The 13,799-nt window shown below is 62.7% G+C and carries 10 protein-coding genes; 6 read left to right on the forward strand and 4 right to left on the reverse strand.

Going from position 1 to position 13,799, the window contains the following annotated elements; all coding sequences use genetic code 11:
* Positions 1–63: 63 nt before the first annotated feature.
* Genes J7I86_RS06490 through J7I86_RS06500 form a run of 3 tightly spaced genes read right to left on the reverse strand, consistent with a single transcriptional unit; the run spans position 64 to position 4,570 of the window.
* Positions 64–1,173: a Xaa-Pro peptidase family protein gene (locus J7I86_RS06490; protein WP_214817725.1), complete on the reverse strand. Its 1,110-nt coding sequence runs from the start codon at positions 1,171–1,173 to the stop codon at positions 64–66.
* Positions 1,170–3,254: a DUF6807 family protein gene (locus J7I86_RS06495; protein ID WP_214817736.1), complete on the reverse strand. Its 2,085-nt coding sequence runs from the start codon at positions 3,252–3,254 to the stop codon at positions 1,170–1,172. The genes J7I86_RS06490 and J7I86_RS06495 overlap by 4 nt, the downstream gene beginning before the upstream one ends.
* Positions 3,251–4,570: an acetylesterase gene (locus J7I86_RS06500; protein ID WP_286179440.1), complete on the reverse strand. Its 1,320-nt coding sequence runs from the start codon at positions 4,568–4,570 to the stop codon at positions 3,251–3,253. The genes J7I86_RS06495 and J7I86_RS06500 overlap by 4 nt, the downstream gene beginning before the upstream one ends.
* A gap of 371 nt (positions 4,571–4,941) precedes the next feature.
* Between J7I86_RS06500 and J7I86_RS06505 the strand changes: the two genes are divergently transcribed.
* The 3 genes from J7I86_RS06505 (at position 4,942) to J7I86_RS06515 (ending at position 8,295) form a co-directional block, all read left to right on the forward strand.
* A complete protein-coding gene (locus J7I86_RS06505; protein WP_214817738.1) occupies positions 4,942–5,886 on the forward strand; it encodes a carbohydrate ABC transporter permease in 945 nt (314 codons plus the stop codon).
* A complete protein-coding gene (locus J7I86_RS06510; protein ID WP_214817740.1) occupies positions 5,879–6,811 on the forward strand; it encodes a carbohydrate ABC transporter permease in 933 nt (310 codons plus the stop codon). Before J7I86_RS06505 ends, J7I86_RS06510 begins: the two co-directional genes overlap by 8 nt.
* Positions 6,812–6,924: 113 nt before the next feature.
* Positions 6,925–8,295, forward strand: coding sequence for an ABC transporter substrate-binding protein (locus J7I86_RS06515; protein WP_214817742.1), 1,371 nt, complete (start codon positions 6,925–6,927; stop codon positions 8,293–8,295).
* Between the two features lie 72 nt (positions 8,296–8,367).
* On the opposite strand, the gene J7I86_RS06520 is transcribed toward J7I86_RS06515, so the two are convergent.
* The gene (locus J7I86_RS06520; RefSeq protein ID WP_214817745.1) at positions 8,368–10,392 is read right to left on the reverse strand and encodes a beta-galactosidase; all 2,025 of its coding nucleotides are present in this window, start codon (positions 10,390–10,392) and stop codon (positions 8,368–8,370) included.
* A gap of 197 nt (positions 10,393–10,589) precedes the next feature.
* Between J7I86_RS06520 and J7I86_RS06525 the strand changes: the two genes are divergently transcribed.
* The 3 genes from J7I86_RS06525 to J7I86_RS06535 are packed head-to-tail and all read left to right on the forward strand — an operon-like array spanning position 10,590 to position 13,799.
* Positions 10,590–11,876 carry an ABC transporter substrate-binding protein gene (locus tag J7I86_RS06525; protein ID WP_214817748.1) on the forward strand — a complete coding sequence of 429 codons (1,287 nt, stop codon included), beginning with the start codon at positions 10,590–10,592 and terminating at the stop codon, positions 11,874–11,876.
* A gap of 46 nt (positions 11,877–11,922) precedes the next feature.
* Positions 11,923–12,876 (forward strand): carbohydrate ABC transporter permease, encoded by a 954-nt coding sequence (locus J7I86_RS06530; protein WP_214817751.1) that lies wholly within the window; start codon positions 11,923–11,925, stop codon positions 12,874–12,876.
* A complete protein-coding gene (locus J7I86_RS06535) occupies positions 12,873–13,799 on the forward strand; it encodes a carbohydrate ABC transporter permease (RefSeq protein WP_214817753.1) in 927 nt (308 codons plus the stop codon). Before J7I86_RS06530 ends, J7I86_RS06535 begins: the two co-directional genes overlap by 4 nt.

A 13,799-nucleotide genomic window follows, 5' to 3' on the forward strand; every position in this document is an offset into this window, starting at 1 on the left:
GGGGGCGGGGTCACCATCACGGTGGCCCCGCCCCTTTCGCGTGGTTTGGATTCGGTGTGGGCGCTACGGACGCAGGGTCAGCGGACGACGGCGGCCGTCCACCTGGGTGGTCGGCCAACGGTCGTCAGTGGTGAGGACCCGCAGGCCGGAATCCGTCAGCAGCACAGTGTCCTCGATCTTCACGCCGGGGCCGGACGGGTTCCACGTGAAGGGCTGGTTGAGCACCACCGTATCCGTGACCTCTGCGGTGACCCGGGGATCGCGGCCTGCGTAACCGGCTGGCCCGCCTTGGTGGTGAAGCGTCCACTGGTCCTCGCCGAAGCCGTGCCGGGCGTAGGCCCGCTTGATTTCGGCGAAGACCTCGTTGAGCTTCGCTCCGGGAATCGTGGCCCGGAAGATGTCGGCCTCAACTGCGGCGATGCGGGCCTCGGCGTCGAGCTCCTGGGGAGTGCCGGCGTCGAACGCTACCCAACGGGTGACGTTGGCAACCAAGCCGTTCCGCCGAGCACAGACCACAGCCATGGCGCGGCGTCCGATAGGGGTGTGTGTGGCGAGGGGATGGCGGAAGTCGCTGCGGGAGGTTCCGTTGCAGAGCAGGACGAGTGGCTCGGCGCCTACCGAAACAATCCGTGCGGCGAGTTTCGAGACGATCTGGAATTCCGTGGTCTCCGGCGTCGCGGCAGTGAGCACGTCGGTCATGGCGGCGGCTGCGTCGGCGGAAAGTTGGGCGTAGCGGGCCTTCTCGCCTGGCAGGAGTTGCTGGCGGGCCGCACGCAGTTCCGCGGTGACAGCCGCCTCCACCACCGGGTTGCCGTCGAGGGCCAGCCCGGCCGTGAAGGCATGCAACTGGCCATTCCATGGAACCGTGTCCAGGCTGACACCGTGCGGGAGCTCCTCAGCTGCGATCCGTTCGGCCTCGTTGTTGAACGTCACCAGGTGGTCGCCGGAGCGGTCCACCAAGAGGGCCGCGATGGGGTCGCCGGCCAGGCTGATGTGCACCCGGCTGCCGTCCAAGTACCAGGTGAGGGCCGTGTTGGATGTCAGCAAGAGCGAGTCGCGACCGGCAGCGTCCATGATGTCCAGGACCCGCTGGCGCTTCACTGCGCGGTCGGCGACGTTGCCGGGCGCAGTGACTGTGGCCGGAGCTGGCGTGAATTGAGTAGGTGTGGTCATGCCGGTTCCCCCAAAGTTGTGATGAGTTGTTCAATGTCTTGTGTGGCCAGAAAGCCGTCCGTGACGACGACCGTCACGGTCCTGTGGACAGGGTGACCCGGTTCGGTGGTCACCGGGGCGTCCCAGGCCAAGGACAGCCCGACGCCGGGGTATCCCGAGTGCCTTACGAACCACGGGTCAGGTGCCTGCGGTGAGGCCAGGAATACCAGAGTTGCCGGGTGCCCCAGCCCGGGGTCGCCGGTGACATGGGCAGGGTTGGCTGTTCCGGCGTCGAACGTTCCGGACCACGCCAGCCATGGCGCCGTGGTGCCGTGCACGGCGTCCTCGCCCCGCGCGTCCGGCGTCCAAATAGTAGCGTCGCCAACCTTCGGGAGCCGCCAGAAGAAGCCGCCATAACCGCCCTGCGGCCGCCCATTGGAGCCGGGGCTGCCCAGCAGTACCGGGCGTCCTGTGGCTGATTCCAACGTGAAGTCCAGCGTCAGCTTCCACGCTGAAGTCCCGACGGCGGACCAGCGCCACTCGCGCTGTTCGCGGAGTACCGGTGCGCCGTCCGGCCCGAGCCAGCTCAGCTGTTCGCGCCGGTGTCCCTCACTATGCTCTGCGGACTCCGTGACGATCCGACCATGATCCTTGCGCCACACGTATGCCCCGGCGTCCCGGGTGTAGGTCCGGCCGCCCCAGAAGTTGACGCCGTCAACATCCTGGAGGGCGACGCCCGCTCCCAAATGCCACACGTGGTCCTCCGGGATGTGGTCGGTGACTACTGTTCCCGCAAGGGTTCGCACGGGGTGCAGGTAAGGCCGCGGCGACGACGTAGGCCGGATCCGGGAACCGTCCTGCAGCGTAGCGACCGGTGTTCCGTTAATGTGCAGACTTCCGTCAATATCCAGAGTGCCGTTAGTATCCGGGGCGGTCTCGCCGGATACAGTCCAGGGCGCTCCCAGCTCAGCGAACGTGGCCTGCCCCAAGGCTGCCCGCCGGATCAGCGATTCGATGCCATGGACCACGGGGTGGGCGGCATCGCCTTCGCCCTCCCAGGTGACGGAGTCCGGGTGGATCTGTCGGGGTGAGTCTGCCGTACGGATAGCCTCCAGGACAGAAACGTAGGCACCCGACCCGGACAGTGGGCTAAGGAGATCCTCCTCCGTGCGGGCAGCCAGCAGGTTCTCCAACAGGTCGGTCCGCCCGAACGTCTCCGTCCGAGTGCCCTGAGGAGAGGTGATCTCCAAGCGGTCCTCCGTGTAGAAGAGTGTGAGTTGCCCGAGGGTCCCGTAAATGGTGACCGATGGCGCGGACTGCACGGGTGCGCACAGCGTCAGGGCGCACGTCAGTACGGTACCTTCCGTCGTGCGGACCCGCACCACGGAGGTGTCGTCGCTCTCGGTGTTGTTGGCACGGTAAAGGTCCGCGTCCACGGATTCAACGTCGGCCACGGTCCGCGCCCCGGCCAGCCGCAGACCGGTAGCCACAGCGTGAGCCAAGGCGTTGGTGGCCACTCCGTCCACTACGTCCGTCCCGTTGAGGCTTCGCTTGCCGGCCCACCGTGACCGCTGGAAATACGCCTTGCACCGCAGCCACATCCCCGTGGCGCTAATGCCGCGGACGTCGCCGATCTCGCCGGAAGCCACCATGGCTTCGATCGCGGGCAGGGCCGCTGAACCCAGGCTCTGGAAACCCACCTGCACCAGACGGCCGGCGCTCGCGGCCGCTGCCATGACGTCCTCAAACTGCGCCATGGAGGCCACCGGTGGTTTTTCCAGGTACACGTGGGCACCTGCATTGAGGGCAGCGAGAGCAAGCGGAGCGTGGGTTTGGATGGGTGTGGAGACGATGACTACGTCCGGGGTGGTTCCTGCAGCCAGGAGCTCGTCAAGGGAAGAGAAGACGTTCACGTCCGGGCCAAGCGTTCCGTCTGCCGGGGGTAGTGGATCGGCGACGGCCACCAGCTTCAGCGCACCGTTGGCACTGAGCCGGCCAAGGTTGTCCAGGTGTCGTTCGCCGAAGCCGTGCACGCCCACCAGTGCGATGCGGGGGAGCCGGGCGATGCCCTCCGTTGTGGTGGCGGTCAAGGGTTGTGTCATGAGGCTGTCCTAGCGGGATCAGGTGCGTGGGTACTGGCGGGTTTGCGGGGGTGTAACGCCGAGGTGAGGAACGCGGCGGCTTCGTCCTGCATGGCCCGGGTGAAGACGTGGGGTTCCTGCCAAAAGCTGCCCGTGTAGCGGGCCCGGAGGTCCCTTTGCAGATGCTGGTGGGCATCGCGCATTCCCTGTTCCGGGAAAAGGGGGTCTTCCAGGGCGTACTGGAACAGCATTCTTTCGGCTGTGGAACGGACGGCGAGGTCCGGCCAGTCGCCCAACCTCGCCAGGCCGGGGGAGTGCAGCAACCAGGAGTGTGCGTCCAGGTACGCGGGCAGGAGTGACTCGAACGTGGTCATCATGCACGCGACCACGTAGCTGCGGATCAACGGGCTCAAGGCTCCAAGCACCATTGCCCGTCCGCCGCCGCCGGAGAAGCCCAGACAACCGAGCCGATCCACGTCCACGCCAGGCAGCGACGCGAGGACGCCCAAGGCCGCGAGGTCGTCATGCGCAACGGTCCCGGCAACGGTAGTGCCCATGAGCGTTGCCGCTTTCGCCACGGTTTCCTCATGGGCGGCCGCCGCAGCGTCGTAACGTTCCGCCGCGGAAAGTTCGACGCCGGCCTCCCGCCGCTGTGCCTGCTGGCCGTTGACGGCGTTGGCAGTCCGCCAAGGAAGGGGATCGAGTCCGAAGCGGCGGCTGCCCCACATGAAGGTGTCGTGAGCGAGGACGGCGAAGCCCTGCTGAGCCAACCACGTGGCGAGTGCCCGGCCGCCGTAGAGCTTTGCCCTGACATCCAAGGGCGGCAAGCTCCTTGCAGGAGAATCTGCGGCATTGCCGGGTTCCACTCCGCCGGGCCCTACACCGCCAGGCTCTGGATCGCTGGGCCCCAGACCGCCGGGCCTGCCGCCAAGGGGGGCGCCTCCGTCGTGATGGTCCGTTTCGTGAGCGAACCGTACAAGCCGCTCAGCACCGTAGGCCTTGATCCCGCCATGGCAGTGGAGGGCGAGCAGCCCGGGAAGCGGACCGGAGGCACCGGCCGGTCGCACGAACCAGGCGGACGTAGCCGGGCCGAAACCCAACTTCCACTCCAAGCGCGAGGTGATAACGCCGTCGTGCTCCGTTTCGGCCAGTACAGAGTACTGAAGGTCCGGTGTTACGGCGGGCACGCCAAGTGTGTCGGCGAGTTGCCTGGCTTCCACTGAGTCAACGGTGGGGTCAGCGGTGAGCCGGTGCCGGGCAACGTAGGCCGGCCAATCCTCATAATTAGCCAGCGCGCTGGGTCGGGTGGGGGATGCAGCCATGTCAGCGGTGGTCATGGCAGGCGGAGTCGGTGGGGAACAATAGTGTCCTGCCTTATCGAATGCGGAAGGTGTGCTGCAGTGCACGCCGGGCTTCGTCAGCGTGGAAAACGAGTTCAGGCAGCTTTGCAAGAAAACGCTTTCTCAAAAATTAGCAAAAGGCTGTACAAGGGTCAAGAAAACGTTTACTTTGATACGGAGCCGCTGAACGTCCGGACCCCAATCCTGGCAATTCACGGGTAGCGCCAGTAGATCGGCGGCGTCCGGACGGCAAGCACCAACCAGACTCGAACTCCGTGGATGGCCACGATGACCAAAGGAGACCACATGGCCGCTGTACTACGCACGGGGACGCCGCAAGGCGTTCGCGCTCCGGCGAGGGGGAGGCAATGAGCGCTATAGGCGAACTCTCCACGATGACCCGGCGCAAGGGTCCCATGACCAAAGAGGAGAAGAAGGCGAACGGCCGCGACAACAAAGCGGCCTACATCTTCCTCCTCCCGTGGCTGATCGGCTTGGTAGCCATCACTGTGGGACCCATGCTGATGTCCTTGTACCTGTCCTTCACGGACTACAACCTCCTGCAGCCGCCGGAATGGGTGGGGCTGGATAACTTCATCCGGATGTTCGGCGATGCCCGCCTCCACAATTCCCTTCGCGTCACGTTCACGTACGTGCTGGTGGGTGTGCCGCTCCAGTTGGGTGTGGCCCTGCTGATCGCCTTGGTCCTGGACAAGGGCCTGCGCGGCCTTCCGTTCTACCGCTCCATCTTCTACTTGCCGTCCCTGCTGGGCGGATCGGTGGCAGTTGCCATCCTGTGGAAGCAGATCTTCGGCACCACCGGCTTGGTGAACCAGGTCTTGGCGATGGTCGGCATCGAGGGACCCGGTTGGATCTCCGATCCCAACACAGCTCTTGGCTCCATCATCCTGCTGCACGTCTGGACCTTCGGCAGCCCCATGATCATCTTCCTGGCCGGCCTTCGCCAAATCCCGGTGATGTACTACGAGGCAGCCAAGGTAGATGGCGCAACCACGTTGCAGCAGTTTTGGCGGATCACCCTGCCGATGTTGAGCCCCATCATCTTCTTCAACCTGGTGCTTCAGATCATCGGATCCTTCCAGTCGTTCACGCAGGCGTTCATCGTCTCCGGCGGCAACGGCGGCCCGTCCGACTCCACCATGTTCTTCACCCTGTACCTCTACCAAAAAGGCTTCGGCCAGTTTGATATGGGCTACGCCTCAGCGATGGCCTGGTTCCTGCTGGTCATCATCGGTGTCTTCACCGCCATCAACTTCATCGCTTCAAAGTATTGGGTGTTCTACGATGACTAAACTCCAGACCCTCCCCGCCGCGTCCGGTTCTTCCCCACGCAAGGACGGAAAGAGCCCGCGACGCCGCGAATCCCCAGGTAGCCTGGCCTTCAGCCGCAGCGCCCGCATCAAGGGCCTGGTGAAGCATGCCATCCTGATCATTGTGGGCGCGGTGATGATCTATCCGCTGCTGTGGATGGTGGTCTCGTCCCTGCGCCCCAACGACCTCATCTTCCGCGAACCCGGCCTGTGGCTGGAGTCCCTGGAGATGAGCAACTACACCGATGGCTGGTCCGCCCTGACGCACCCGTTCGGGCACTACATGATCAACTCGGCCATTGTGGTTCTTGGCTCGATTCTGGGAAACCTGATCTCCTGCTCCATGGCCGCCTACGCTTTCGCACGGCTGCAGTTCAGTGGCAAGAAGATCTTCTTTGGAATCATGCTGCTGACCATCATGCTGCCGTTCCACGTGGTGATTGTGCCGCAGTACATCCTGTTCTCGCAGATCGGCTGGGTGAACACGTTCTGGCCGCTGATCGTGCCCAAACTCTTGGCAACGGACGCGTTCTTTGTGTTCCTCATGGTCCAGTTCATCCGCGGGATTCCCAAGGATCTCGACGAGGCTGCACGCATTGACGGCGCCGGTCACCCCAGGATCTTCCTCCGCGTGATCCTGCCCCTGATGGTCCCGGCCTTGGCCACCACCACCATCTTCACGTTCATCTGGACCTGGAACGACTTCTTCGGCGCCCTCATCTACCTCACGGACCCGGATATGTTCACTGTTCCGGTAGCCCTTCGCGCCTTTGTTGACTCACAGTCGGCAACCAGCTGGGGATCGCTCTTTGCGATGTCCATCGTTTCCCTGCTGCCGGTGTTCCTGGTCTTCCTCTTCGGCCAGCGGTTCCTCATCAAGGGCATCGCCACCACGGGCATCAAATAAAACAACTAGAACAAGTCGGTGTCTTGTAATACAAGATTGTGACTTGTATCATAATCGCAGCGGGAAAACGCTTTCTCAGTTTGCATCAGGATCAAAGAAGATCGGAGACATCAGTGCCGGTAAATTCAAAGGGTGAAGCAGCCGCCTCCGCAGCTGCCTCACAGACCCGCACCTCAGCGCCGAAGGCCAAGCGCAAGCTTCGCGCCTCCGCCCTCGTAGCGGCCACAGCTGCCGCAGTCCTCGCCCTCACTGCCTGCGGTGGTGGCGGAGGGTCCGAAACGAAGAGTGCCGATGGAAAAGTGGAGCTTCGCTTCGCATGGTGGGGCGGCGACAAGCGCGCCCAGGTAACGCAAGAGGCTATTGCGGCCTTCGAAGCCGAGAACCCCAACATCAAGATCAAGCCCGAGTACGGCGACTGGAGCGGCTACTGGGACAAGCTGGCCACCCAGGTTGCCGCCAATGATGCTCCGGACATCATCCAGATGGACGAGAAGTACATTACCGAGTACTCCACCCGCGGCGCGCTGCTTGATCTCTCCAAGTACGACATTGACACCTCCAAGCTGGATGCCGCTGCCTTGGATGCGGGCAAGGGCGAGAAGGGCCTGACCGGCATCGCTGCAGGTATTAACGCAGCTACCATTCTGGCCAACCCCGCGGTCTTCCAGGCCGCCGGCGTCGCCATCCCCGACGACAAGACCTGGACGTGGGAAGACTTCGAGCGCGTCTCCGCCGAGGTCACCGCCAAGTCGCCCAAGGGAACCTACGGTGCGGCTGCCTACGGCACTGACGAGGCCTCGCTGGGTGTGTGGTTGCGCCAGAACGGCAAGTCCCTCTATACCTCTGACGGCAAGCTTGGCTTCGAGCCCTCGGACATCGCCGAATGGTGGGCTTTCCTGAAGCAACTCAGCGAAAAGAAGGCAGTCCCGTCCGCATCAGAGGTTGTTGAGGCTGAGGCAGCTCCACTTGACCAGAGTGGCCTGGCAACCGGCAAGAATGGTTTGGCCTTCTGGTGGTCCAACCAGCTTCCGGCCCTTGAAAAGGCTGCCGGCGGCGAACTGCAGATCCTGCGCTTCCCGTCCAAGACGGGCAAGGCCGATGACGCGGAGCTTTGGTACAAGGCCTCCCAGTTCTGGTCCGCGTCTTCGCGCACCAAGCACCCTGAAGAGACGGCCAAGTTCATCGACTTCCTGACCAACAACGTCAAGGCCGGCGAAGCACTTCTGGCAGACCGCGGCGTTTACCCCAACTCCGAAGTTCGCGACGCTATCGCTCCCAAGCTCGCGAAGGCGGATGTGAAGGTGGTGGACTTCATCGCCGGCATCAAGGAAGAGCTTGGCGACGCACCGGCCGCACCGCCTAAGGGTGCCGGTGCTATCCAGGAAATTGTGAAGCGCTACACCTCCGAAGTCCTGTTCGACAGGCTCTCAACAGAGGAAGCCGGAAAGAAGGCCGTGGACGAAATGAAGTCCGCGATCAGCTAGCTTTTTCCAATAAGGAACCGCGCCCCGGGCGAATCATTCGTGATCCGCCCGGGGCGCGGTTTTGTGCGTGCCCTATCCGAAGTCTTCCGCGATGACGGCCACGGCTCCGGCGGGTACAACCCCGGTGAAACGTTCGCCGCTGAGCAGTTCGGCGCCGTCGGCCTTCACCGTGACGTCTTCCCGGCTGTGGTTGATGGCGAACAGGAAGCTGCTGCCGTCGGCGCGGCGACGCCGGACGAGTTCGACGCCGGAAGTCACTTCGGTCACGGACGTCACCCCTGCTTCGGCCAGCAGCCGGACGGTGAGTGCGTCGATGCCCTCGGCGTCGGGAAGAGTTGCGAGGTACCAGGCTGTACCGGCGCCCACGCCGCGCCGCGTCAGGGCCGGGACATCGCCGAGCGGGTAATCGGTGAAGGTTGCCAGTACTTCCGTCTCCCCGGCAGCGCGCACGTGTTCGCTCCATACAGATCCGACTGTTCCGTTGCTCAACGTGACCGAGGTGCCTGGGAAGAGCGGGTGAAATTCCTCGCTCCGGACCCCCAACAGTTCGCGGAAAGCGCCCGGGTAGCCGCCCAGCCGGACGTGATCCTGTTCGTCAACGATGCCACTGAAGTAGCTGATGAGCACCGTGGCGCCGGCCTCCGCTGCGGCAGCAATGGAGGCGGCCGCTGCGTCGGTGACGGCGTACAAAGTGCACACCAGGATGAGGTCATATCCGGACAAGTCTGCGGACGGGTGGACGAAGTCCGCGGTGATGCCCCGCAGGTACAACGAGCGGTGGAACGCCCGCATGGTGTCCAGGTATTTCAGCGAATTGTTCGGGTGCGAGTCCAGTTCAGAAGCCCACCAGGCTTCGTAATCGAAAACGATCGCAACGCGCGATTCGACGCGCGAACCCTTGACGGGTTCCAGTTTGGACAACGCGTCGCCGAGGTCCACAACGTTCCGCCACACCTGCGTGTCGCGGCCGCCGTGGGGAACCATGGCCGAGTGGAACTTTTCCGAGCCGGCCTTGCTTTGCCGCCACTGGAAGAACATGACGGCGTCAGCACCGCGGGCCACGTGCGTCAGTGAATTTCGGAGCATTTCGCCGGGCATCTTGGGCTGGTTGTGCGGCTGCCAGTTGACCGCCGACGTCGAGTGTTCCATGAGGATCCAGGGCTCGCCGCCCGCAACGCCGCGGGTCAGGTCCGCGCTGAACGCGAGTTCGATTTCCCGCTCCGGGTCAGCGGCCACGAGGTAGTGATCGTTGGCGATCACGTCCATGTCCTTGGACCAGTCGAAGTAATCCAAGGCCTTGGTAGCGCTGGAAACCATGAAGTTGGTGGTTGCCGGGACGTCCGGGGTGACTTCCCGGATCACGGCCAGCAGTTCGCGGTAGTAGTCAATGAACGCCCAGGAATTGAAGCGCGCGAAGTCCAGCTGCTGCCCGGGGTTGAGTGTGGTGGGTGCAGCGCCTGGCGGAATGACTTCCTCGAAGGAAGCGTAGTGCTGGGACCAAAACGCCGTTCCCCACGCCGCGTTGAGGGACTCGATGGAACCGTATCGTCGTTCCAGCCATGCCCGGAAAGCGGCGGCGTCTTCCTCGCCGTGGAACTCACCAACGTGGCAGCCGAGTTCATTGTCCACGTGCCACAGCGCCAAGCCCGGGTGGTTTTTGTAGCGTTCGGCGATCACGCGCGTCATGGCGGTGGCGTACCTGCGGTAGGCAGATGACGACGGCGTGTAGTGGCGTCGCGAGCCCCGCTCCAGCCTGACTCCTTCCGCGGTGACGGGTAGTATCTCGGGGTATTTGCGGGCCAGCCAGGCCGGAGGAGAAGCAGTCGCTGTTGCCAGAGCCACCTTGATGCCGGCTCCGTGGAGGTTGTCCATGACATCGTCCAGCCAGCCGAAATCGTAGTTACCCTCGGTGGGTTCCAGGAGTCCCCACGAGAAGATGCCCACGCTCAGAAAGTTGACCCCGGCTTCCTTCATGAGCTCGATGTCCTCATGCCGGATCTCTTCCGGCCACTGCTCCGGGTTGTAGTCGCCGCCGTAGGCGAGACCGTCGATTTTGTTCCAGACGGATGGTCGGTTTGGGATTTCGGGGGAGGTCAAGAGGACTCCTTCGTCAGGTTGGCCGTGCTGGTACTGAGGGTATAGGTGCAGCGTATCGGTGAAAACAACATCTTTGGAAAACGCTTGCCCAGATCCTTCATTAGGGATATTGTATCGATTCAGAAGGAGTGTAAGCGAGGTCACTGCCACGTTGTAGAGAACTCGGAAGCTTGCACCAACTGAGCAAGGAGGCTCTTATGTTCGATAGAAGGAAATTCCTCACCACGGTGGCTCTCGGCACCGCATCTGCCGCGTTCCTGTCCGCTTGTGGCCAATCCTCATCTGCAGGACAGACGGGCTCTGCGGAGAACCCCGTCACCATCAACTACACCTGGTGGGGCAACGATGACCGGGCAGAACGTACCCGCAAGGCGATTGCCCTGTTCGAGTCCAAGAACCCGGACGTCAAGGTCAACGGCAACTTCACCGACTTCGCCGGATACTGGCAGAAGCGCGCCACCGAAGCTGCGGGCGGCGGCTTGCCGGACGTTATGCAATGGGACCTCTCCTACCTGCGCGACTACGGCCAGCGGAACCAGCTCCTTGACCTGAGCACCGTGAAAATCAACACGGACGCCTTCGACAAGTCCCTTCTTCCCTCGGGGCAGATTCGCGGCAAGACCTATGGCATCCCCACCAGCACCAATGCCTTCGCGGTGTACTACGATCCCGCCAAACTTCAGAGCATGGGTGTTGCCGAGCCTGATGGACAGTGGACCTACAAGGAGTTCAACGCCTTCATGTTGGAGGTAGGACAGAAGGGTAACGGCGCGTTGTACGGCGGCACCGACTACACCGGTGTGTGGTGGATGTACAACATCTGGCTGCGCCAGAACAACATCCAGGCCTTCACCGATGACGGCAAGCTTGGCTTCACCAAGGACGACCTCAAGAAGTGGTGGAACACCACCGCCGAGCTTCGCGGCACCCCCGCGCTCGTTCCCGAAGAGCGGGTCACCCAGCTCGCCCCCAAGTCCGCCATGGGATCCAACGTCACTGCCAGCGAAGTCACCTGGGACAACTTCATGGCTGGTTACCTGGGCGACAGCGGAGCCAAGGAACTCAAGTTGGTGCCGGTTCCCTCTGACGATCCGGACAACCTGGGCCTCTTCCTCAAGCCCTCCATGCTCATGGTTGCCAGCGCCAAGACCAAGTACAAGGACGCCGCTGCCCGCTTCATCGACTTCATGGTCAACGATCCCGAGGTGGGCCAGATCTTCAAGACCTCCCGCGGTGTCCCGGCGTCGAAGACCCAGCGCGACGGCACCACCTTCGAAGGTACTGACAAGCTCGTGGTGGATTACGAGAAGTCAATCGAGAAGTACCTCAAGGACGCCCCCGAGCCGCCCATCGTCGGTTTCGGCACGCTTGAAGCCTCGTTCAAGCGGGTTAGTTCCGAACTTAACTACGGCAAGTTGACCCTGGACGGCGCAGCAGATGCATGGTTCAAGGAAGCCGAAGACCTCATCAAGCAGAACGCCTGATCAGGATGCGCCTGATTCCGGCTTTCCCTACTGACGGACTGATCTCGTGACACAAAGCCCAACCTTGAGCAGGCGCTCGTCGTCGTCCGCTTCCCCCCAGCCGCGTAAGTCGCGGCGGCGGGGTGCGGATGCCCGCGCCGGCTACACGTTCCTGTTGCCCTGGCTGCTGGGATTCATCGCCCTCACCGTGGGCCCGATGATTTCCTCGCTGTACCTTTCCTTCACCAACTACAACCTGTTCGAAGCTCCCAAATGGATCGGCTTGGACAACTACACCACCCTCTTGCAGGACGAACGGTTCCTGCAGTCGGTGGGAGTGACCCTGAACTACGTCATTTTCGGTACTCCACTGAAACTTGCCGCCGCTTTGGCCATTGCCATGTTGCTCAACAGCAAACGCAAGGGCCAGGGTTTCTACCGCTCGGCCTTCTACGCACCGTCCCTGATCGGTGCGTCCGTGTCCATCGCCATCGTCTGGAAGGCGATGTTCGGTGACTCCGGCCCGGTGGACCAGGGCCTGTCCTTCTTCGGGATCAACCTTGGCGGCTGGGTGGGCAACCCGTCCATGACCATGCCCATGATGATCCTGTTGACCGTCTGGCAGTTCGGCGCCCCCATGGTGATCTTCCTGGCCGGGCTCAAGCAGATCCCAGCGGACCTCTACGAAGCGGCGTCGATGGACGGTGCCGGCCCGGTCCGCAAGTTCCTGAACATCACCTGGCCCATGCTTTCGCCGGTGATCTTCTTCAACCTGCTGATGGAAACCATCCACGCATTCCAGATCTTCGCTTCGGCCTACATCATCTCCAACGGTGAAGGCGGCCCTGCCGGATCCACCCTCTTCTACACCCTCTACCTGTACTTGCGCGGTTTCAGCGACTTCCGCATGGGCTACGCCTCGGCAATGGCCTGGCTCCTGGTAGTCGTGGTCGGCATCATCACGCTGATCTTCTTCAAGACCTCCAAGTCCTGGGTCCACTACAGCGGTGATTCGAAATGACAACCATGGCAACACCCACGCAGCCTCAACCTACAAAGCCCAATGCGCCGGCACCGGTGTACAACCCGAAGTCCGAGTCCACCGCAGTCAAGCGCATCAAGAGCACCATCTTCCACGTTGTTGCCCTGGCGCTGGTGGCTATGGTCCTCTACCCGGCCATCTGGATGATTTCGGCATCCTTCAAGCCGAACTCCGAGATCGGCGGCGCCAACAACGCGTTGTGGTCGAACAACTTCAGCTTCGACAACTTCGTCACGGCGATGGATGGAATCGGTGGCGTCTCCACGCTGACGTTCTTTACCAACTCGCTGATCCTGGCCGTCGGCGCGGTGGTGGGAACCGTTCTCTCGGCATCCATCTCCGCTTACGCCTTCGCCCGGATCAACTTCCCTGGCCGCGGACTGTTCTTCGGCATGATGATCGCCACCCTGCTCCTGCCTTTCCACGTGGTGATCATCCCGCAGTACATCGTGTTCCAGCAGCTTGGCTTGGTGGACACCTACGTGCCGCTGCTGATCGGCAAGTTCCTCGCCGCGGACGCGTTCTTCGTGTTCCTGATGGTCCAGTTCATGCGAGGCCTTCCGGCTGAACTTGACGAAGCGGCCCGGATCGACGGCGCAGGGCACGTGAGGATCTTCGGGTCCATCATGCTTCCGCTGATGAAGCCGGCCCTGATCTCCACCTCCATTTTCTCCTTCATCTGGAGTTGGAACGATTTTCTGGGCCCGTTGCTCTACCTCAACACCCCGGAGAAATATCCGCTCCCGTTGGCGTTGCGGCTCTTCGTAGACCAGACCCAGAGCTCGGACTACGGTGCAATGATCGCCATGTCCGTCCTGGCGCTCCTTCCCGTGCTGGTCTTCTTCCTGGTCTTCCAGCGTTACATCGTCGAAGGCGTTTCAACCCAGGGCCTCAAGGGCTAA

Origin of the sequence: Arthrobacter sp. ISL-95 (assembly GCF_018613695.1) — a bacterium.
Lineage (GTDB): Bacteria > Actinomycetota > Actinomycetes > Actinomycetales > Micrococcaceae > Arthrobacter.

Bases quoted from the DNA above. Each gene is read 5' to 3' on its own strand.
- J7I86_RS06490 (WP_214817725.1), bottom strand. From the start codon at position 1,173: ATGACCACACCTACTCAATTCACGCCAGCTCCGGCCACAGTCACTGCG.
- J7I86_RS06495 (WP_214817736.1), bottom strand. From the start codon at position 3,254: ATGACACAACCCTTGACCGCCACCACAACGGAGGGCATCGCCCGGCTC.
- J7I86_RS06500 (WP_286179440.1), bottom strand. From the start codon at position 4,570: ATGACCACCGCTGACATGGCTGCATCCCCCACCCGACCCAGCGCGCTG.
- J7I86_RS06505 (WP_214817738.1), top strand. From the start codon at position 4,942: ATGAGCGCTATAGGCGAACTCTCCACGATGACCCGGCGCAAGGGTCCC.
- J7I86_RS06510 (WP_214817740.1), top strand. From the start codon at position 5,879: ATGACTAAACTCCAGACCCTCCCCGCCGCGTCCGGTTCTTCCCCACGC.
- J7I86_RS06525 (WP_214817748.1), top strand. From the start codon at position 10,590: ATGTTCGATAGAAGGAAATTCCTCACCACGGTGGCTCTCGGCACCGCA.
- J7I86_RS06535 (WP_214817753.1), top strand. From the start codon at position 12,873: ATGACAACCATGGCAACACCCACGCAGCCTCAACCTACAAAGCCCAAT.